Origin of the sequence: Citrobacter sp. NCU1 (assembly GCF_010231475.1) — a bacterium.
Classification (GTDB): domain Bacteria; phylum Pseudomonadota; class Gammaproteobacteria; order Enterobacterales; family Enterobacteriaceae; genus Citrobacter_D.
The window spans coordinates 22,567-44,249 of sequence record NZ_NRDO01000095.1 but is presented as its reverse complement, the minus strand read 5'-3'; the positions used below and the strand labels follow the sequence as shown (position 1 = coordinate 44,249).

General features: G+C 46.1%; 16 protein-coding genes and 3 pseudogenes. 14 read left to right on the top strand and 5 right to left on the bottom strand.

Features of this window, described 5'->3' with window-relative positions; all coding sequences use genetic code 11:
• Positions 1–19: 19 nt before the first annotated feature.
• From CJP72_RS23705 to CJP72_RS23685, 5 genes are all read left to right on the top strand, one after another.
• The gene (locus CJP72_RS23705) at positions 20–1,060 is read left to right on the top strand and encodes a galactitol-1-phosphate 5-dehydrogenase (RefSeq protein ID WP_162383705.1); all 1,041 of its coding nucleotides are present in this window, start codon (positions 20–22) and stop codon (positions 1,058–1,060) included.
• Positions 1,061–1,624 (top strand): SIS domain-containing protein, encoded by a 564-nt coding sequence (locus CJP72_RS23700; RefSeq protein WP_162383704.1) that lies wholly within the window; start codon positions 1,061–1,063, stop codon positions 1,622–1,624.
• A gap of 26 nt (positions 1,625–1,650) precedes the next feature.
• Entirely contained in the window at positions 1,651–2,697 is a 1,047-nt protein-coding gene (locus CJP72_RS23695; RefSeq protein ID WP_162383703.1) for a galactitol-1-phosphate 5-dehydrogenase, read from the top strand.
• Between the two features lie 4 nt (positions 2,698–2,701).
• A complete protein-coding gene (gene alsE / locus CJP72_RS23690) occupies positions 2,702–3,379 on the top strand; it encodes a D-allulose 6-phosphate 3-epimerase (RefSeq protein ID WP_162383702.1) in 678 nt (225 codons plus the stop codon).
• A 392-nt stretch (positions 3,380–3,771) separates the two neighbouring features.
• On the top strand, positions 3,772–6,492 hold the full coding sequence (locus CJP72_RS23685) for a sigma-54-dependent transcriptional regulator (RefSeq protein ID WP_238340156.1): 2,721 nt from the start codon (positions 3,772–3,774) through the stop codon (positions 6,490–6,492).
• Positions 6,493–6,949: 457 nt separating this feature from the next.
• Here CJP72_RS23685 and CJP72_RS23680 read toward each other — a convergent pair whose 3' ends face one another.
• The gene (locus CJP72_RS23680) at positions 6,950–8,737 is read right to left on the bottom strand and encodes an arylsulfatase (protein ID WP_162383701.1); all 1,788 of its coding nucleotides are present in this window, start codon (positions 8,735–8,737) and stop codon (positions 6,950–6,952) included.
• Positions 8,738–8,965: 228 nt separating this feature from the next.
• Complete coding sequence (locus tag CJP72_RS23675; RefSeq protein WP_162383700.1) at positions 8,966–10,192, bottom strand: anaerobic sulfatase maturase; 1,227 nt, start codon at positions 10,190–10,192, stop codon at positions 8,966–8,968.
• Positions 10,193–10,443: 251 nt separating this feature from the next.
• Between CJP72_RS23675 and CJP72_RS23670 the strand changes: the two are divergent.
• From CJP72_RS23670 to CJP72_RS26420, 7 genes and pseudogenes are all read left to right on the top strand, one after another.
• A pseudogene (locus CJP72_RS23670) lies at positions 10,444–11,126 on the top strand (IS6 family transposase).
• Between the two features lie 247 nt (positions 11,127–11,373).
• Positions 11,374–12,915, top strand: a complete 1,542-nt coding sequence (locus CJP72_RS23665) for a PTS transporter subunit EIIC (RefSeq protein ID WP_162383699.1) — start codon at positions 11,374–11,376, stop codon at positions 12,913–12,915.
• 14 nt (positions 12,916–12,929) lie between these two features.
• The gene (locus CJP72_RS23660) at positions 12,930–14,690 is read left to right on the top strand and encodes a sulfatase (protein ID WP_162383698.1); all 1,761 of its coding nucleotides are present in this window, start codon (positions 12,930–12,932) and stop codon (positions 14,688–14,690) included.
• Positions 14,691–14,692: 2 nt separating this feature from the next.
• Positions 14,693–15,559, top strand: a complete 867-nt coding sequence (locus CJP72_RS23655) for an aldose epimerase family protein (RefSeq protein ID WP_162383697.1) — start codon at positions 14,693–14,695, stop codon at positions 15,557–15,559.
• 55 nt (positions 15,560–15,614) lie between these two features.
• Positions 15,615–16,496, top strand: coding sequence for a MurR/RpiR family transcriptional regulator (locus CJP72_RS23650; protein WP_162383696.1), 882 nt, complete (start codon positions 15,615–15,617; stop codon positions 16,494–16,496).
• Positions 16,480–16,866: a DUF202 domain-containing protein gene (locus tag CJP72_RS23645; protein ID WP_162383695.1), complete on the top strand. Its 387-nt coding sequence runs from the start codon at positions 16,480–16,482 to the stop codon at positions 16,864–16,866. The genes CJP72_RS23650 and CJP72_RS23645 overlap by 17 nt, the downstream gene beginning before the upstream one ends.
• Entirely contained in the window at positions 16,866–17,129 is a 264-nt protein-coding gene (locus tag CJP72_RS26420; RefSeq protein WP_162383694.1) for a DUF202 domain-containing protein, read from the top strand. Before CJP72_RS23645 ends, CJP72_RS26420 begins: the two co-directional genes overlap by 1 nt.
• Positions 17,130–17,248: 119 nt before the next feature.
• Here the strand turns inward: CJP72_RS26420 and CJP72_RS23635 are convergent.
• Positions 17,249–17,335, bottom strand: a pseudogene (locus tag CJP72_RS23635) (IS6 family transposase); the annotation flags it as partial.
• Between the two features lie 432 nt (positions 17,336–17,767).
• Here CJP72_RS23635 and CJP72_RS23630 point away from each other — a divergent pair.
• Positions 17,768–18,364, top strand: a pseudogene (locus CJP72_RS23630) (transposase); the annotation flags it as partial.
• Between the two features lie 296 nt (positions 18,365–18,660).
• Positions 18,661–18,942 carry a type II toxin-antitoxin system TacA family antitoxin gene (locus tag CJP72_RS23625; protein ID WP_162383693.1) on the top strand — a complete coding sequence of 94 codons (282 nt, stop codon included), beginning with the start codon at positions 18,661–18,663 and terminating at the stop codon, positions 18,940–18,942.
• A gap of 156 nt (positions 18,943–19,098) precedes the next feature.
• Here CJP72_RS23625 and CJP72_RS23620 read toward each other — a convergent pair whose 3' ends face one another.
• Positions 19,099–20,034, bottom strand: a complete 936-nt coding sequence (locus tag CJP72_RS23620; protein WP_162383692.1) for a TniQ family protein — start codon at positions 20,032–20,034, stop codon at positions 19,099–19,101.
• 44 nt (positions 20,035–20,078) lie between these two features.
• Positions 20,079–21,644 (bottom strand): TnsD family Tn7-like transposition protein, encoded by a 1,566-nt coding sequence (locus tag CJP72_RS23615; protein WP_162383691.1) that lies wholly within the window; start codon positions 21,642–21,644, stop codon positions 20,079–20,081.
• Positions 21,645–21,683: the final 39 nt, after the last annotated feature.

The window sequence follows — 21,683 nt, the reverse complement described above, 5'->3', positions numbered from 1 at the left end:
TGGTCTGTGAGGGAAAAATATGAAAGTGTTATCCTTAACGGAACTCGGTAAATTCGAGTTGCAGGATCGGCCTATTCCTGAACCAGGCATAGGAGAGGTTTTACTTAAAGTTGGCGCTGCTGGTATTTGCGGCTCTGATATTCCAAGAGCATTTGTCAATGGTCCTTATCATTATCCTATCGTTCTTGGTCACGAATTTTCAGGTCAGATTGTTGCAACTGGCACAGGAGTTAAAAAAGAATTAATTGGTCGGAAAGCAGCTATTTTCCCGCTGATTCCGTGCAATAAGTGCGATTTTTGTAAAGAGCGTCATTATGCTAAATGTACCCATTATAGTTATTTTGGCTCGCGCCAGGACGGTGGCTTCAGCGAGTATGTGACCGTTCCAGAATTTAATCTCGTATTATTGAATGATGATGCTGACTTGCGCGAAGCCGCAATGCTCGAACCGGCTGTCGTAGGATTACACGTTATGCGGCGCGCGCATCTAGATCTTAATGATACCGTGGTAATCTACGGAACTGGTCCTATCGGGATAATGATTGCCCGCTGGGCCGCTCTCTACGGGGCTAAAAAAGTATTGCTGATTGATATCGATGAGAAAAAAATCGAGTTTTGCCATTCGCTTGGTTTTACCGATATCTGTAATGCAAGCCAGATAGATCCTGTTGAGTGGGTTATGCTGCATACCGATGGTTATGGGGCTGATGTATGTATTGAGGGCAGCGGGTCATCCACTGGTTTCATTAATGCACTGCTGTCTTGCCGGGTATTTGGAAAAGTATTAATGCTGGGCAATCCCCACGCTGATATTAGCATTCCACGTGAAGCTTATGACAAATTTATGCGAAAAGAGGCACAGATCCTCGGGGTCTTTAACTCCATTTATTCCCAGCATCCACATGATGAATGGAAAGATACTGCTGCAGCCATTCAGTCTGGCAAGCTCAAAGTCAGCGACCTAATTACTCATGCTGTTCCCATGGCGCAATTATCTGACTTAATTGATCTGATTCGCGAAAACAAAGTTCCTTACTGCAAAGGCATGATGGTGATGTAAATGGATACAGCGAATTTCAGAGAAAACGTCAGAATTACAGGAAATGAATACTCAAAGGTACTGAACGGACTGAGTGAGCAGCAAATTTCGGCCTATATCTCGGTCTTATTGCAGGCCGAAAAAGTGTTCTTCGTTGGCGTGGGACGCGTTTTACTCGCTCTGGAAATGACCGTAAAACGACTCAATCACTTGGGTATCAATGCCTGTGTAGTCGGCGCGGTGAACGAGCCACCGATTGGCCCCCGGGATGTTCTGGTCGTGGGATCCGGTTCTGGAGAATCAATTTACCCAAAACATATTGCTGTTTGTGCCAAACGCTATAACGCAAAAATTATTCATCTGACATCGAGTCCGACTAGCTCGATTGCCCAACTCTCGGATGTAGTGGTTGATTTTCACTGTGGATCAAAAGGCGGGGAAGGGAAACATAGTTCAATCCAGCCGATGACCACATTATTTGAACAATCTCTGGTTCTGTTTGGCGATCTTATCTGCCTCGAGATTATGGCGATCAGGAAATTATCGTTTGCAGATGTGAAACTTAATCATGCCAACCTGGAATAATCACCACTGAAAGAAGGAAAAGCATAATGAAAGTCGTTGCATTAACAGCCATTGGCCATCTTGAATTACAGGAACGCGCAATTCCAATACCCGCTGAAGGTGAAGTACTGCTTAAAATTATGGCTTCAGGCGTGTGCGGCTCGGATATTCCAAGAGCATATCAAACTGGGACACTAGGTTTTCCACGCGTGCTGGGACATGAATTTGCCGGCCGCGTTGAAGCGGTCGGTCCGGGCGGCAACCCGGAATTAATTGGCAAAAGGATGGCCGTATTTCCAATTGTGCCGTGTAAGACGTGTGAATTTTGTCAGCAGCATCACTATCCTCGGTGCCTTAACTATAGCTCTTACGGGTCCCGCCGCGACGGTGGTTTTAGTGAATATTTAACGGTACCGGAATTTAATCTGGTCGAATTTCCAGATCACGTCAGCTACACCGCCGCAGCAATGCTTGAACCGGCAACAATTGCTTTGCATGTGATTCGTCGCGCTAAGCCGGATCTTAATGACAATATTGCTATTTTTGGCGCTGGCCCGATTGGGCTGATGGCGGCACGCTGGGCAAAGCTTCAGGGTGCTCAAAAGGTCATGCTGATTGATATTGATGCGAAAAAAATCGAATTCTGTCGCCAATTGGGTTTTGAGCATGTCTGTCTTGCCACTGAACAAGATGCGGTTGAGTGGGTATTGCAAAACACGGGGGGTTTTGGGGCGCACATTACGATCGAAGGTAGTGGTTCACGCACAGGATTAGCACAGGCTCTGCTGACTTGCCGCGTTTACGGCAAAGTCATGTTAATGGGAAATCCCCATGACGATATGCAAATACCCCGTGATGTTTATGACAAAGCAATGCGCAAAGAACTGATTATCGCCAGTGTTTATAACTCCGTTTATAAACAAATGCCACACGATGAATGGGTTGATGCCGCAAATGCTATCAGTAGAGGAAAATTGCAGGTCAATGACTTAATTTCTCATCAAGTTGAAATCGATAATGTTGTAGATCTTTTTAACACATTCCACCATCGTAGCGAATTTACCTGTAAAGGTATGATGATCACTAGGGAGTAATATAATGCAAAACCTTTTGATTGCACCTTCTTTAATGTGCATGGATTTATTACGCCTCGAAGAACAAGTGAGTTTTCTTAACGACAAAATTGGTTATTTCCATGTCGACATCATGGATGGTCACTTTGTTCCCAACCTGACGCTGTCACCCTTTTTTGTCTCACAGCTTAAGCGAGTGGCGAATGCTCCGATTGATTGCCATCTGATGGTGACTAACCCGCAGGATTATGTATGTACTTTGGCTGATGCGGGAGCAACCATGATCAGTTTCCATGCCGAAACAGCCAACGGCCAAGCATTTCGTCTGATTGAAACTATTCGGGCAAAGGGAATGCAGTGCGGACTGGTGGTGAATCCGGAAACACCGCTTGAAGCAGTAACCTTGTATCTTGACCGTGTGGATAAGGTGACCATTATGACCGTCGATCCAGGGTTTGCCGGTCAGTCGTTCATCCCTGCAATGCTGAAGAAAATAACTATTTTTGCAGAATACCGTCAGCAGAATCAGCTGGGGTATTTAGTTGAGGTCGATGGTTCTTGCAATAAAATGACTTATGCAGCGCTGGTTGACGCAGGTGCAGAGGTATTGATTGTCGGTTCTAGCGGTTTGTTTGGTCATGCAGAAAATATCAGCGAGGCATGGCAGATCATGGAGAAAGACTTGGCTGAAGTGTTGGCTTAACCCTCCCCAGGCGTCGGGGAGGCCTTTCCGACGCCTAACAATCCATGCCCATGCTTTTTCGAGCATATCAATACTAAAAAGTAGTTCATCGTCATTGACGATTAACATCAAGCTGGCCAAGTATCTAATGGGTTGATTGGCAAATCATAAGCAATACTCACAATTGGTGAACGTTCCCTACAACGCCATAATTTTACTTCAAGCCTCATCAGAAGAATCCTCCCAAGCTCTAAGTGGCTGAATGCATAACCTGAATGTCCAGAACAACCAGAGAAATAATTGAACCGTCTGTATTTTTAATCATATTATAAAATTTATGATATGGATGAAAGATGAGGATCACAGTTAAAAAATAAAAAACATGTAGAGTATGAGCATCGGGTATTGAATGAATGCAGATTAAGATGAACAGAAAAGATAGGATTCTACAAAAAGTTCACGAACTTTGTCAGATAAATGCTGCTGGGGTGACAACAGATCAGATATCCGAGCAGACAAATATATCGCGGGCGAATGTCAGTAATTATCTTAACCTGTTAGCTAAAGAAGGTGTAATTGAAAAATTCGCCACCCGTCCAGTATTATATCGTACTAGGGAAACCATTACCTTAAAGGTTAATAATACGGCTGAAGTTAATAAAGAACCATTTCAGTATTTACTGGGTTATAACGGCAGCCTAAAAAATCAAATCAATCAGGCAAAAGCAGCGGTGATGTATCCACCAAAGGGTCTGCATACTCTTATAACCGGTGATACTGGAGTGGGAAAAAGCCTGTTTGCTAGCCTTATGTATAAACATGCAGTGCATATGCAGCAGCTTGAGCAAGATGCACCATTCATTGTATTTAACTGCGCAGATTACGCGAGTAATCCTCAACTATTGGTCTCCCATATTTTTGGTCATGCTCGGGGGGCTTTTACCGGCGCGGACAGGGATAAACCAGGTCTGATCAGCGAGGCGAATGGCGGCATGTTATTTCTGGATGAAGTGCATCGTCTGCCACCAGAAGGCCAGGAAATGATTTTTTATTTCATGGATACCGGGACTTACGGGTGCCTTGGAGAAACCCAGCGTAGTAAGAAGTCCGAAATTCTGCTGGTCTGCGCCACCACGGAAGAACCAGGTTCAGCTCTTCTGTCGACCTTTTTACGGAGGATACCAATCACCATCAATCTCCCCAGCTTGTCCGAGCGTTCGCCGGAAGACCAAGCTGAAATGCTGAAATTCCTGTTTGAGATCGAGTCAAAACGCATTAATTGTGCCATCAGCATCGATCTTGACAGTGCCAAAGCGATCATCGGCTCTTCGTTCACAGGTAACGTCGGTAAATTAAAATCCACCATTCAGTCGGTCTGCGCGAATTTCTTTATTGAGAAAATGGATGACGATGACAGTATCTCCATCAACTTTTATCATCTCGACCTAAAGACCAAAGTAGGAATATTCAACCTCAACCGCGACAGTGATTATCAGGCGCGGCTACAACATGCCATCGGCGATAAAATCTTCGTGTCACCAGATTACCCTTATTACGCCGTTTCTAATCATTGCTACCAGGACCTGAATAAGCACGACACCCCGTTTAAGGTCTACGATTTCATTGATAACAAGATGCATTTTGTTCTTGAGCAAAAACTGAATGACAAAGAGGTTGGTCGCTATATAACTTCGGAGATCAATAATTATCTATCCTTTACCATACCCAAAAGCCAGCAAGACCTCGATCATGGCATAAGTAAGAGAACCATGGATTTCTGTGAAGCCATTCAAAATGAAGTTTCACTGCAACTTGGTAAGGGGTTGGGGCAGAAATTCAAACTATTCCTAGGTTATCATCTCCAGAACATCATTGAGAACCCTAGTGTTCATCGCATTAATTCATGGACCCGGAGTTATGAAACGCGCATGTTTGAAGAGTATGACTCCGCGCTGACGATTAAAAAACGTCTGCAAGAAGAATTTGATATTGCTATCAGTGATGACGAGGTCGCTTACCTGACGATCTTACTGGCTTCCCTGGTCGTTCACGAACGTGGGAAGATGGTACATGTTATTGTGGCCACACACGGTGATATGATCGCCAGTAACATGGTGGATATCGCGAAAAAGCTAATTGGGGAAACGAACATTTCCGCAGTAAACATGCCGCTGGATATCAGACCCAATCAGGCTATTGAAGAAATCAAAAAGACTGTGATGTCCACCATGGATACCCTCGGGTTTCTTTTGCTAGTTGATATGGGGTCGCTGTCTCAGGCCGGCGAGATTATAACCCAGGACTGTAACATCCCAGTCCGCACACTCGACATGGTCTCCACGCCACTGGTCATTGAGGCACTCCGCCGCACCATGATCCTGAATGCCGACCTCAATGAAATCCACCTCAGCCTTCAGCATTTCAGGGGATACGGTGCCAATAAACCGGATTATCTAACACCCAGTGAGCGCCCGCAGGCCATTTTGTCCATCTGCTCCACTGGTGAAGGGATCGCAAAAAAACTGCAGGGGTTCCTGCGATCTGTGCTGGATGATATGGACAGAAAAGATATTCATATCATTAACCTGTCAGTTGAAGATGTGCTGCGGGACAAGCACCAGTTGCTGACCGAATACCAGATACTTCTTTCTGTAGGGGTGATCGATCCCCAGCTCAATGTCACACATATTCCCCTGTCCGACTTCTTTTCTCCCAAAGGAGAACTGGCCTTCCAGAGCATTATCGGCGGGAAATACCCGTCTCACCAGACGCAGGAAACGCCAGTGACGCTGACCAAACTTGCCGAAGAGTATTTGCAGGATTTCCTGGTTTTCCTGAACCCGAGGAAGATCGTCCCGATTGTGATGTCCTTTATCTGTAGACTGAAGGAGTTGCGTGAACTGGATGATTTCGGCCCTAATTTACTGAACATTTGCGTACATATCTGTATGGCGCTAGAGCGTTCACTGCGTAATGAAACTATTGAGTACAGCAAGCAAAACCGTCAGGAAATCATAGACAGTGAGATATTCTACATTTATCAGAAAGCCAATGCCCTACTGGCAGACAAAGTCGGTATCTGCCTGAGTGATGGCGAATTACTCTACGTTGTTGATATGATTGAAAAGAGATAAAAAACTAAAAAGGCCGCAGCAATGCTAACACCGATAGGATATCTCCTCATTCGAAGAACGCAGGCACTGTTGGTGACACGATCCAATATTTATGAACGCCTGAGTGGCCAGAGCCAGCCCCGTGTTGCGTGTTACAGCGCAGAAGCCGATGAGGATGAGTACTGCCAACAGGATAATGTCACGACTGAAATGTCGGTCCTTGAATACGTTCATGAGTAGCGTCACTGGTGAGAATGGCAGCAAAGTTTATCAGCGCTGCGATCTTTGCAACAGTGCCCATATTATTATCTGCCATTTTTAGAACCAATCTGATGCACAGCAGGAAAGGGGGCTAATCATCTTTACTGCACAAGTTAAGTACGTGCCGTATAGTAAATGGGGCTTCTGTAAAATGAACGAAATTTACGAGTCGCCCCTTATTATTGCAGTTACAGCGTTATAGTAAGATTTAATGACATCACTTTACGATGCCATCCTGCATGCTGTTGTTTTTATAAAGAGTGGGATCAGGCTGAAATGCCACTGGCTGACTGTATTTTTCTGCCTCTTGTTGCCACAATTCCTTCATTTTTGACAGGATTTCCGGGTGCTGGCTTGCCAAATCAGTGGATTCGGAAAAGTCATTTTCTGTATCAAACAATTCCCATTTGTCCTGAGAAAAGTCGGTGTTTACTTCATGCATGGCGACTGCGCGCCATTTCCCCCAAGCGATAGCGCGTTGTCCACGTAACTCAAAGTACTGGATATCGCGAGTTTTCGCCGTATCGGAATTTAAGGTAGCAAGTATGGATTTCCCGTCAACTGGTAGTTGCTCCAAGCCATCAACGGATGCAGAGAATTTGGTTCCGGTTGCCTGTAAAATAGTCGGTGCCAAATCGATGATGTTGACATATTGATGTCGGATAGCCCCTGGGTTGTTAATATGCTGAGGCCAGGAAATAATTAATGGCGTCCTGACTCCACCTAAATGTGACCAGAGCTTATATCTGCGGAACGGAGTGCTACCGGCATAGGCCCAAGGACGCTGATACAGCATATATGTTGAAGCGCTACCGGCTTCGTCAAGACGTTTGTCCATTTCCTCAACCGGCGTTTTATCATTATAGCCGACTTGGAACCCCCCATGTGGGCCTCCTTCTGAAGCCGCGCCGTTATCGGTTAAAAAGACGATCATTGTATTATCGTACTGACCAGTTTTTTTAAGCGCATCAATTACCCGACCAATCTCATGATCTGTATGGGTGAGGAAACCCGCGTAAGTCTCCATAAATTTTGAATAAACCCTTTTTTCGGTTGGGTTCAACGAACTCCAGGCCGCATCGCCGTTTTCCCGCGGCGGTAATTTGGTATTGGCAGGGATAATGCCCATTTTTATCTGGCGCTCATAACGTTGGCGCCGTAGTTCGTCCCAGCCCTGTGAGTATAATCCTTTATATTGATCAATAAAGGTGTCAGGTACCTGATAAGGTGCATGAGCGGCGCCGAATGCTAGGTATACAAGCTTAGGTTTTTTTACATCTTTTTCTATTACATCAATAGCGTGATTAACTATATCGGTAGAAAAATGGTAGCCGACCGGCTGTTCAACTTTTGGTAAAACAGTATTATTTTCTACCAGGTCAGGACGATACTGATCTGTGTGGCCGCTTAGAAAACCGTAAAAATAGTCAAAGCCGCGTTGCCGTGGGTAAAAGGGTTTATTCCGCTCTGTATTGTCTTTATACAAAGGAGCCATATGCCATTTACCAAACGCATAAGTTGAATATCCGTCGGCCTTGAGGACCTGCGCTATATTCTGCGCATTCAGCGGTATTTCTCCACTGTTAGATGGCCCTGAACCCAGCGGAACATCTTGCGATGGTGCCAGTTTCCCTTTCGGAGGGAGGTCAGCCATATTTACCCTATGGTTGTTTCGACCGGTTAACAGAGACGCTCTTGATGGTGAGCACATGGCTTTCGTATCGAACTGATTATATCTGACACCCGAGCTGGCTAGGGCGTCTATATTCGGGGTTTTAATTTCTGATCCAAAAGCTCCGAGGTCAGCAAAACCGACATCATCAAGCAAAATCACCAGAACATTATCTTTTTCATTCGAAGCCGTGTGCGAGGTAGCAAGAGCAGAAGGTGTCGCTGCAATGGCCCCGAGGACAAGCGCTCCAATAGCGGTAATCTTGGTTCGTTGAAACAGTTTGTCTGGCAACGATAGCGGGTACGAACTGTGGGTTGAGGGGACTTTATTCATGTGTTTCTCCTTGTTTTTAAGAGCATAATTAGTTTATGTATTACATTGAACTCTCTGAGTGTGTCTGAACCTATTACAGGTGTATGATTGAAAAACTTGCTTTGTAATTTTTATTTCATTATTTTTAAACCTCATGAATCAAATATTACATTTAATAATATGAATCAACCTTATCGTGAACATAAGGTCGGATATGTCACACCTTATGCAGGAAGCATTCAGTTTCTTTTATTTCTTTAAGGTTGTTTGGGTCGCCGCAATGGTCGCTGCAGTATGCATGACGTTAGCAGGGGGGAGGCGTAGCTTTAATTGGTGTGCCATAAATTTCATATAGGGATCTATGTGGCTGAAAATGGCCTTATATCCTGAACATAAATGGTTATGCCAGCGTTCGCTCGTTTTGTGGATACGGTGCTTCGGGCAGCCTCCCTGGCAGGCAAAACGCCACTGACAGTGCTCGCATTCGACTGACAGCTGGTTTTTTGCCAGTCCAAATTTGCGCTGCTGTTTGCTGTTTGCCATCTGGACCAGGTTATCATGGTGTAAGTTACCCAGTCGGTGCGAGGGATAGACATAATGATCGCAGCTATAGACGTCTCCATTTTGCTCGACAACAAGCCCTCTGCCGCAGGAGGAGCGCATAACGCATAGCGAGGGGGGTTCACCAGCCCAGGCGGCCAGAGCGTTGTCGAATAGCTGAACGAATACGCGACCAACGTCATGGCGGACCCAATGGTCAAAAATAGTATTGATAAAATGACCGTACTGTTTTCCCGATACGGACCACTCTGTAACCACCCCTCCGGATAATGTTTGCGGATAGAGGAGCTCACCGAACTTTTCAGTACCTGGGCGCTGTTCCACTGCCGGAATAAACTGAATGAATTCGGCTTTCAGCTCCTGGGTTAAAAAATTATATATTTCAAGAGGGTGATTGGCTGTGATGTTATTGACGACGGTTAATACGTTAACTTCAACTCGGTGTCGTTGAAGTGCATCCATAGCCCTGATGACTTTATTAAATACCGATTTATTGCTGTTTGATTTACGGTATTGGTCGTGAAGCCACTCTGGACCATCGATAGAAAGGCCTACAAGGAATTTATGTTGGGCAAAAAAAGAAGCCCATTCATCGTCGATAAGTACACCATTGGTCTGAAAGCTATTGGTGATCGTTTTGCCTCTTGCATACTTCTGTTGCAGCATGAGCGCTTTCTTGTAGAACTCGATTCCCGCCAGCGTGGGTTCTCCCCCCTGCCAAGTGAACTCGATCTCGGACATCGGGTTGGCTTCAATGTACTGACGTACATAAGCTTCCAGCGTTGCGTCGTCCATATGTCTTTGTTCTTTACAGGGTTTTACCACTCCCTTTTTTCCAAGGTAAAAGCAGTAATCACAGGCGATATTGCATTGATAGCTGACGGGTTTAGCCATCAAATGAAAAGGACGATTCATATAACCTCCGGACATGTTTCTGTATCAGTAAATAGTGACACTGATCACTTTTCAGTATCCGTTTTTGACTTTACTTATTAACATTAGAAATAAATATTTCATGATTTTATGTTGGTGGTGAATTATAAACTACTCATTGATAATGCCAGAGGTATTTATGTGTAAACTGTTCGCTGGGGCACAAAATCTGGTTTTGTCGCATTAAGGAGTCGTAAGGTAACATACTGTTTTATTTGTAATGTTACCTGACCATACCGTTGAGCCAAAAAGCCTTCAAACGCCTGCATTATCCCGTCTATGTTATTGCGCAGTGTGTTCGTGGGTCTCTTGCCTGTGCTCTGTGCCTGCGCAACATGGAGGAAATGATGGTCGGACGCGGTATCGTCGTTGACTATTCCACACTTCACCGCTGGGTTCTTCACTGGGTAAAGTCTTTCACCGGCATAAACGCAAGATGGGTCGCCGGTGGCACATGGATGAAACCTACATCAAAATCAAAGGACAGTGGAAATATTTGTACTGTGCGGTCGATACGGCAAGCCAGACTATCGACTTCCTGCTGACCGCTAAGCGGGATACGGCAGCTGCACTGCGTTTTTTTCACAAATCTATTCGCCATCACGGTGAGCCGGAGGTTGTGACCATCGATAAAAGTGGGGATAACACCGCGGCACTGGCTACGCTCAATGCCAGTAAACCAGAAGAAAAAATGATGACTGTCAGGCGGAGCAAATACCTGAATAATTTGGTTGAGCAGGACCACCGGAATATAAAACGCTGGACCTGCTCGAAGCTGGGGTTTAAATCATTTCGCCGGGCACAGGCCATCCTGGCAGGCATCGAACTGATACATATTATAAGCAAAGGGCAATATCAGCATCTGCAAGGTGATGGATTATCACCTGCGGAAAAATTTTATTTGCTGATTGCCTAAAAAACGGCAGTGCAGGTTTTGACGACTGTTCGCCGTTAATGCGACAGAGCCCTTACTGTTGTTAACGCAACAGAACCAAATTTTTTTCATGGTTACTCCTAAATAAATCACACATGAAATTTAGTGACATTGTTCACTTTTTTATCAATGTTTTTTGACTTTGACCGAAAAGGATGGAAACATATATTTCATTCTTATGATTATATTGTGAAATATAAATTTCATAACACCAACATCAGGGGTCTTTATGAGCAAATTATTTGCCGGAGCACAAAACTTAGGTAAATCTTTTATGCTGCCGATTGCCGTCCTGCCTGCTGCAGGTCTGCTTCTGGGATTCGGCGGTGTTTTCACCAATCCGGTTACCATATCCACATATCCTGCCCTCAACAATGAGGTGATTCAGGCGATTTTTACCGTCATGAAGCTGTGTGGCAGCGTGGTTTTCGATAATCTCTCGCTACTGTTTGCTGTGGGTATTGCGGTCGGTATGGCCCGCAGCGACAAAGGGACTGCCGGTCTTGCGGCTGTGCTTTGTTTTATCGTCATGAATAAGGCCATTAACGCTTCACTACTGCTATCCGGGACACTTGCTACGGAGAACCTGGCCGCAGCTGGGCAGGCGAGCGTTATGGGGATCACCACCCTGCAGACAGGGGTTATGGGCGGGATAATGAGTGGCCTGCTGGCATTCTGGGTTCAGAAGCGGTTCGGGAAAACCGAGCTGCCAAGCCTGCTGGCTTTTTTCAGTGGCTCCCGTTTTGTGCCTATTGTCAGCTCCTTCTTCGCAATCTTCCTCGGTGTGGCCTTGTTCTGGGTCTGGCCACATATCCAGACAAGCATTACTCATCTGGGTGGACTGGTTGAGAAGACCGGCTATATCGGCACCATGTTCTACGGCATGATCCTCAAATGCCTCATTCCTCTTGGTCTCCATCACCTGTTCTATCTGCCTTTCTGGCTGACCAGTGTGGGTGGCGAGCAGATGGTGAACGGACATCTGGTGCAGGGGACGCAGAAAATTTTCTTTGCTCAGTTGGCAGACCCTTCTGTGACCCAGTACTACATCGGTGTGTCCCGTTTCATGGCAGGGCGCTTCGCAGACTTCATGTTTGGTCTGCCAGGGGCGGCACTGGCCATTTACCATTCCGCTCGTCCAGAAAACAAGAAAAAAGTCGCCAGTCTGATGTTGTCCGCCGCGCTGACAGCGTTTGTCACCGGCATTACAGAGCCACTGGAATTTGCATTCATGTTTTGCGCACCGCTGTTGTATGGCGTACACATTGTGCTGACCGGTGTGGCGTTTATGTTCACACACATCCTGCAAATCACTGTCGGACAGACTTTCTCTGGTGGACTTATCGACTTCCTTCTGTTTGGTGTCCTTCAGGGCAATGCCAAAACCAACTGGCTGCTGATGCTTCCGATCGGTGCCGTGATGTTCTGCCTGTATTACTTCTCTTTCCGCTTCCTTATCAAATGGCGTCAGCTTAAAACGCCGGGCCGTGAAGACGAAACAGACGATGAAACTCCAGCTGCGACCGTCAGTGGCAATGAGCGTGCCGCGGGGATCGTGCAGGCGCTGGGTGGTCGGGACAATATTATTGATGTGGATTGCTGCGCCACCCGCCTTCGCATCACGGTTAAAAATCCGCAAAACGTAGTAGTGGATGCCTTTAAACAACTCGGCAGTCGTGGCGCATTTATCCGTGGAGAAGGCGTTCAGGTAGTCTACGGGCCACATGTGACCCTGATTAAAAATGAAGTTGAAGAATTTATCGGTTCATAAAGAAGAGAAGTCTTATGAAAGCTGTAATGCTGATGTTTGATACGCTGACACGTAACCATCTCGCCCCTTATGGGGGCGATGCCATCACTCCCAACTTTACTCGGCTGGCCCGCGAGTCTGTTCAGTTTGATAACTTCTATGTGGGCAGCATGCCCTGTATGCCGGCACGACGCGAAATGCATACCGGGCGTTATAACTTTTTACACCGTAGTTGGGGGCCGCTGGAGCCGTTCGATTTCTCAACGTTCCAGGCACTGAAGCAGGCTGGTGTCCATACCCATATGGTAACCGACCATAAACACTATTGGCGTGATGGTGGGGCGACCTACCATACCCGTTACTCCACTTTTGAGTTTATCCGGGGTCAGGAAGGAGACTGCTGGAAAGGTCAGGTCGAGAAACCAGCCATCAACTGGCAGGGCATGGAAGATAAAGAGACGCTGCGCCGTCGCAGTGGACGTATGACCCAGGATCTTATCAACCGTGCGGCCATGCCAACCCAGGAAGAACATTTTACTCACCGTACCATCAGTGCTGGTATAGAGTTCCTGGAAACCAACCAGCATCAGGACAACTGGTTCCTGCAGATTGAATGTTTCGATCCCCATGAACCCTTCTTTGTCCCGGAAAAATACCTCGTACAGTATGGCTGTACCCCTGATGAATTTGACGGCTGGGTGCCTTATTACTGCGGTGCGCCAGGCGGCAAAGATGATGATAAAGTCAGGAAGTTCTACCAGGCACTCATCACCATGTGTGATGACTATCTCGGGCAGGTGATGGATAAACTGAAAGCCCTGAATCTGTGGGAGGACACGCTGTTCATCGTCTGCACCGATCACGGTTTTCTGCTCGGAGAGCATCAGTGGTGGGGCAAGAACATAATGCCGGTGTACAACGAAATCGCCAACACACCGTTCTTTATTCGCGATCCGCGCTGCCAAGCAGAAGGGGTTCGCCGAAGCGCGCTGGCGCAGACCGTTGATATTCCGGCCACCCTGCTGGAGTATTTCGATGTTCCACGTCCGCCATCAATGACCGGTAAACCTCTGCTTCCTGCGGTGGAAAATGACACCCCGATAAGGGATTATGCGATGTTTGGTTACTTCGGTGGCCACATCAATATTACCGATGGTGACTACGTTTACATGCGTTGTCCGCGGGAGGAAGTAAAGGGAAATTTATACGAATACACCCTGATGCCAACCCGTATCGACAGTATGTTCAAAGTGAGCGAACTCCAGAACATTAACATTCATCCCGGCTTTGATTTCACCCAGGGGGCGCAGGTCATGCAAATACCAGCGACCTACAGTTACCTGAATCCGTGGCGTTTTGGGGATAAACTATTCGATCTCAAATCTGACCCACAGCAGATGTGTCCCCTGCACGACAGTGAACGTACGTTTCATTATGCCCGTGCGATGAAAGGATTGATGCAGCTACATGATTCACCACATGAACTTTACTCCCGCTTTGAACTGGACAGGTTGACGCCTGAGCGTGAGCAGACCTTTGTCGAACTCCGGACCAGAGAGACCCGGTGGAAGGGGAAAGTGTATCAGTATGAGCATCATGGTGTGGAAGAGGCATTGCGTTTTGTCCTTAGTGTCGCAAAAGAGCAGGGGTTGTCCCAGGAAGAGATAATGAAGCACTTCCCTGCTGAACATTTGCTGGCTGAAATGGACATTTTCACGCTGATTGATTCCGGCTTTACAGGGGATCTGCACAAGGCTCTAGTTTATCAGACTCGGTTGTTGCTGAGGACAGAATAACCATGAACGTCTGGCAGCTTGAGAATGACCGCTATCAGGTGGCAGTGAACACTACTGGCGGCGAGTTATCCCGAATCCAGGATAAACTCACTGGTCGTGAATGGTTATGGCAACCGCAGCCAGACGTCTGGAATAACTCGGCCACACAGTTGTTTCCTGTCGTCGGTGCCCTTGTCCATGAGGGTATTCGGGTGGACGGGCAGTTCCTGTTGTTACCGGCACACGGTTTTCTGCGACGTCAGCTGTTTACCTGCATTGAGCAAGGCATGAACCATCTGCTGCTGGAGGCGCGGGCTACACCTGAAACCACCAGTGCGTGGCCATGGTGCTGGCGGGTTCAGTTTCAGCTCACGTTGCATTCGGACGGGCTCAGTGTGTCACAGCATGTCTTTAATGATGACAGTCGCTCATTCTGGTACTCCATTGGCTGGCATCCTGGGTTTGCACTGTCTGTCGCCAGCGAATCAGGCTGGCATGTTCAGTTTGGTGAGAAGGAGGTCAGAGGGCCATTTCCGACCCGTAACAGAATGCTGGTTACTGACGGTAAGACACAGACAACCACGACCTTTCCACTGACAGAGTCATCATTTCGATCTGGTGCCGTTTATTTCGGTGACTGTCAGCAACGACAGGTCAGGGTCTGTTCACCCGATGGAAAAACCATCATGACGCTTGAAACGGCTGAACATGACTGGCTGGCACTCTGGGGCGTCCCTGGTGCTGATATTCTCTGTATTGAGCCGCTCGCCGGGACGACCGATGCTCCGGATTTTGATGGTGAGACAGAGAATAAACGTGGAATACGGCGGCTTGCTCCAGGTCAGAGTCAGACGTTCACGGTGAGACTGCGTTTTACGGTGGACGTATGAGCTGAGGATTGAAATAATGCCCTTTATTTTTCATGCAATAAGGTCAGGTGAAGCGATGAGTATTAATCGCGAAAATGTGCGGGTTTATATCAGTAATGTACTGGGTGGCCTCAGTGAAACTGACCAGCATATTGCCCGGTTTATTCTAGAGCAGCCCGCGACAGTGGCGCAGATGCCGGTATGCAAGCTGGCCGAAGCCATGTCGGTTAGCGAAGCAACTATCGTGCGCTTTTGCAAAAAAATCGGTTATACCGGATTACTGGAACTAAAAGCAGCCCTCAAACGTGAGTTGTTGGACGAACGCGAACAACTGTTGCCGTCATCCCCGGATATATTCCTGGACGATACCCGCAACGATGTGGCTCAGAAGATTGCCATGACGGTGGAAACCACCATGAAGGAAACCATAGACCTGCTGGATATGAAAGTGGTTAACCCTGTGGTGGAGCGATTTCTTGCTGCAAACCGCGTTCTGTTCGTGGGGTTCGGTGCCTCTGGTCTGTCGGCGATGGAAGCGCGCGACAAAATGAACCGCCTAGGCATTGATTCGGAAGCATATACCGATCGCTTCACCATGACGTTGAAACTCGCCAACCTGAAGCCTGAAGACCTGGTGGTTGCATTTTCTCACTTCGGGGAAACACCGGAAGTGGTTAATGCCTTCCGGCTGGCCAAAAAAGTGGGTGCACAGTGTCTGGCTATTACCCACAGTCCACAGTCACCACTGACAGAGCTGGCAGACGCTTGGCTGCCGACTTGCGGCAGTGCAGGGCCGTATCAAGGTGACTCTATTGCCACCCGCATTTCACAACTGTTCATGATTGAGTTTTTGTGCACGGAAGTCACACGCCACAACCTGCGTGACTGCTCATCAAACGGACTGTCGATTAAAGAATTGCTGATAAAAGAAAGGATCAAACGTGAGTCAACAGGATAATTCACACCTAGGTCCACAGGGAAAATGGTGGTTGGCTGGCAAAACACCCGATTACCGTTTTACGCTCGCCAACGAACGAACGTTTCTCGCCTGGATACGCACTGCGCTGGCACTGATGGCCGGTGCTGTCGGGATTGAGCAGTTTTCTCCCCAACAGTCTTCAGCAGACCTGCGTATTGGCATCTCAACCATGCTTCTGCTAGCCGCATCCACCATGGGGTATATGGCCTGGCAACGCTGGCGTCGGAATGAATATGCCATGCGTATTGAAAGCAATTTACCTTATACCCGTGCGTTGGTAATTTTGGCGACACTTATGATTATTCTCGCAATATTGCTGGGAATACTGCTCTGGCAAGGGAAACCATAATGAAAAGAGATCCTGGCTTACAGCCAGAGCGCACTCACTTGTCTTGGCGCAGAACGGGCTGGTCGATGCTATTGCCGGGGTTGCTATGCTTGCGGGGATGGAGTCATACCGGAAATGCGTTATACGTGCTGGCAGGGATATTGTTGATGGGCGGATCATTTGCAATGTTTTGTGGTTTGGGTCATGGGCGACACTACTTGATATCACTGAATGTAATGATCAGCGGTACTGTCATTTTATTAATGACTACCTTTAACATTTAGACTCTGTCGCATTAAGGGAGAGAAGACAATAAAATCGGGAACCTGTTTTCAGGCAGCCAGCAGATAAAATTGTTCTGCCGGCGACAACCCGTCCCCCTGCGGATGATGAAGCTGCCGGTTGCGCAGGCAAGATACCCGCGAACACACTGCGCAATAACATAGACGGGATAACGCAGGCGTTTGAAGGCTTTTTGGAACAACGGCATGGTCAGGTAACATCACAAATAAAACAGTATGTTACTTGACGACTCCTTAATGCGACAAACCTTGTACAGGATATACGTATCCGCTTAACGAACAAGAACCTCACGCACGTCTTTCATCAAGGGGTCAGTTTGGATATCGAATCTATGGTCACTCCCGTTTTTGCAACACTGATTTTCGACGATATCATTGGCTTACTTAAATCTGTCCGGCGTCTGAATCGCGCCACAATGAGTTCCGCGCCTGATGAACCTCAGAAAAATTATACGGCTTCAGATGAGCCATTCCGATATACAGGTTCTTCAACAGGCCGGTCGGCCGTTTGTATCATCAATGATCAGTATTCGCAAAACCAGATAAGTGATTGTTTAAAGAATTTATTGTTGTAGAGACTTACGACGCGAACGTCTGTTGCCGCGTCGTAAGCGCCCAGGCTACCTGATGTTCACAGGCAGTTGCTGGCAGCAATGGTGGTCAGACGCCGACAATTAACGATCATGCTTACAGCTGAGCGGAACAGGTTGCATCCATCGCATCCTCAGAATCATGAAAGTATCAGATTTATAATTTCGGTATTGAAAAGTGAAATGGTTCGTGTAGAAGCTGAAATGTCAGCCTATATTTCGAAAAATTTCAGTGAATTATCTGCATTATTGAGCGCCGTTAAAGGTGTTGGTGCAGCGGCTGTTGCCGTGCTGCTGGCCGAGGTTCCGGAACTTGGAACGTTGTCACGACGTGAAATTAGTGCGCTTATTGGGGTTGCTCCAATAAACAGGGATTCCGGCACGATGCGCGGTCGCCGAACGGTATTCGGAGGGCGAGCCTCCGTCCGAACAGCTCTCTATATGTCAGCCCTGGTCGGGACGAGGCACAACCCAGTAATTAAAGAGTTCTATACACGCCTCGTTGCCGCTGGGAAACCCAAAAAGGTTGCACTGACCGCCTGCATCAGAAAACTACTGACCATCCTGAACGCAATGCTGAAAAATAATGAAGCATGGGATCCGTTGTATCACCAACATGCTTCGTAATCGGGCTCGAAGACAGTTGCTATGCTCAAACTATAGGGCAGGATCGATCGTCTACCGGGGTGGGGTCAGTCCACTTCCTACGGTGATATCGACAACATAGCTCATTGCAGCGGAAGTGATTCCATTTCAGAACCAAAACTTTTTGTGGACATGCTATTCCATCAAGGCTTGCGACGAGGAGGCACAAGCGGGTGCCTCCCATTTCCTTACCAGCGACACACTGATGTAGACTGTCGGTATTCAGTTATCCTGTCTGTTACTGAGATATAGCAATTTGTTGCTGTCTGGAGGGCGCTATGAAGAATAAGGTTTGCAAACTCACACGCGATAAAAGGATCCGCATACGTGTAGCCGAAGATGAACTCATAGTTATCGACACTGCCGCCAGTCTGGTGAACAAAAGTCGAAACGCTTTCATTATTGATACTGCTGTGCATGAGGCGCAGAATATTATTCTTAGTCAAGGCATCATCCTCCTTGATGATGCCCGTTACCTGGAGTTCCTTAAACAGCTTGAAGCCCCGTTACAAAATGTAGAAGGACGCAAGCGTTTAACGAATTTAAAACCTGAGTGGTGAATGGCCCGGCACCACCTCCGTTCAGGGAGTGTTCATCATGCCGGAATTCTGTTTCTGAATGGCGCAGGATTTTGGGCCAGGGTCGCTAAAACGGGTCTATTTACAGTTCGACCGGTCGTTTATTTTTAGATGAATACTGTTTAGTGCTTCAGAGAACTACATAATATATCGATTCGTACAGTCATATTTTTTTGTGTGCTCGCACACCTGACAGGAGTGTTTTATTGTCTTCATCACGCAAGCATCAAAAAAACCATGTGTTTTATCCTGAAATTCCATAGATGTTGTTTCAAAGTTTTCTTTTAAGAATAAATAAAATCCTGCTATGTTTTCATTAATTAGTGTGGTGTATAAATTATTCAAAAGAAGTTCATTACCCACAATATATTGAATACCAGGTAAAAATACATAGGCAGATTTGAACCCAAAAGAGCGATATGCTTTTTCTGCTATTTCTTTTTTGTTTTTTTCAACCCATGGTTTAAGTTTTGAGAACACACAAGGCATTAAAAAAACAGGAGTATGACTCAATACATCAGCAGCGCAATTTAAATGATCAGTTGGATTTTGAAACGTATAAGATGGGATCTTCCCTGAAGTAATATCATTAAAAAAAACAACAGTATCACTATAATTACTAAAAATTTTATTATGCAAACAGATTTTATGTCGGGGGCAAAAAAACTGACGAATCCAGCTATATCTTATGTACCCAACTCCCTTCTCTCTGACATCTTCTGCAAGACATGAAACACAAAAATTAACACTGGGGAAATTATATTTTCTTTTCAAGTTCCTGAGTTGATTTCTTTTATACTCAGGAGTTTGCTTATGCATAACAAAGAATTTTGACACCGTATCCTTCGGCGTATCAAAGCTGCACCGATTAACTAGATACGTACCTGTTCGTGATATGACATCATACAATGATTGCTGATCAAAGCATCGATAGAGTTCAAGCATTTCGGCCAGAGGGAAAATATCAAACCTCAGCAACCCTGCATTAGAAATAACATTCCTGAAATCAGAAAAGCCAAAAACCTTTTGAGTCCTAAAAAGAAAACTATGCAAAAGTTCATCTTCGAAAATCACTGGTTGACATCCTTTATTCATATGGCCATAAAATATAAAAAACATCATTTTTTCTGTAAAGAATTAACCCATGCCAGAGTTATTGGAAATTTATCTTTGTTCTTTATCAACCATCCATGCCCCCCGATTAGCTGATCAATCGCGCTTAGCGATTGCAATAAATACCTGCGTGACAAAGCCTCCTGTAGTATTAGTGCTACCTGTTTGTCTCGTTCCTGCCAGTCAACCTTTTGCACCTGTGCTGGTTTTTCTTTTATAGGAAGATGTTCTTCAAGCCAGCTTTTTTCATGATTATACAACCAGTAAAAAGCAGCCATACAATGTTTTTTCACATCACGCCTGAGCACATCTGGATTCTGAGAAAGATATCTTAAAATCTGGCACTTGTAGCGTCGTCTTAAAGACTGGCTCTTACATTTTTTCCGCCAGGCAACCAGACCGGGGGTAACAGAAATAATCATTTCTATGCTGCCGATAGATACCTGCGTATGACGACCTATTGCAGCTCTGCTAAACCCCTTTTGAGCCAGAGCATGCACAGTTTTTATCACGTTTTGATTAATAACCTTATTGCGTTTAACATCCAAACCATGACGTTTATAAATCTCTGATTTAATAAAACACCGACTCTTCCCCGTCAGTCGACTTATTTCACTAAAAGAACGCCCCTCATTGTAAAGTCTGTCAATACAAAGTAATAACTCACCATTTTCTGTTGTTTTTTTGTTTTTCTGACTGGCTTTATAATTCCATGCAGATAATACAGTAAGGCAGTAACAGAGTAGAAGATGTTTTGATGGATGCTGCGCCCCTGAATCATGTAATAATGTGCCCCAGTAGTGGTAATCCGTTACAGAGGATGGAAGGAACACGCCATCGATATTTTCAAGCCTGCTGACAATTTTGTAGAGCTCTGGAAGAAGGATGTTTTTTCTCAAATTCCCGTTCACGGAATTAAATCCCATTTCTGTGAGAACCGTTCTGTATTCAGGGTGACTAATATTTCCCCTGCTAATATTTCCCCTGCTAATATTTCTCATAATCTCATCCGCAAATCTTGCAAATTCAACATCAGTGGGGCTGGCAGGTAGAGCAATACAACCTGTGGGTGGATATAAGCCAGATCTAATATGCGTTTGCCCTGGGACATTGCAGTATTCAAGTTTTACCGGATGACGATGGCATGATGAAACACCATAAACTTGATGCTGCCGGTGCCAGTAAGATACACCAAATTTTGCGATATCTTCTCGAACACAAGCAGGACAAAATTTAAGCAGCATCATTTGTCTTTCAGCAAAGCTCGATAACTGACACGTTCTCAGTAATTTTGTCGAGGGTGTATCGAGATTCATCAGTTCTGCACGATAACCAGGTAATGCCCATGCAAACAGCGGAAGAAGCGTTTGTTTAACCCAAAGTTCAGATCCTGATTCGACGGTATTATGAGCAATCTTGTTCAGTTCGGCATTAAGTGTGGGATGAATGCTGACGTCAGGTCTGTTAAAAATCAGAGTTAATAACGATGCTGGACTCATACCGTAAACGGTTAATGTCCGGCAAATCCGGCTATAGAGTGTTTCTTCAGGAAGCGCTGTCATGATGAACATTTCGACACCTGTCCCGTACTTCATGCTAAGCAAAGTATA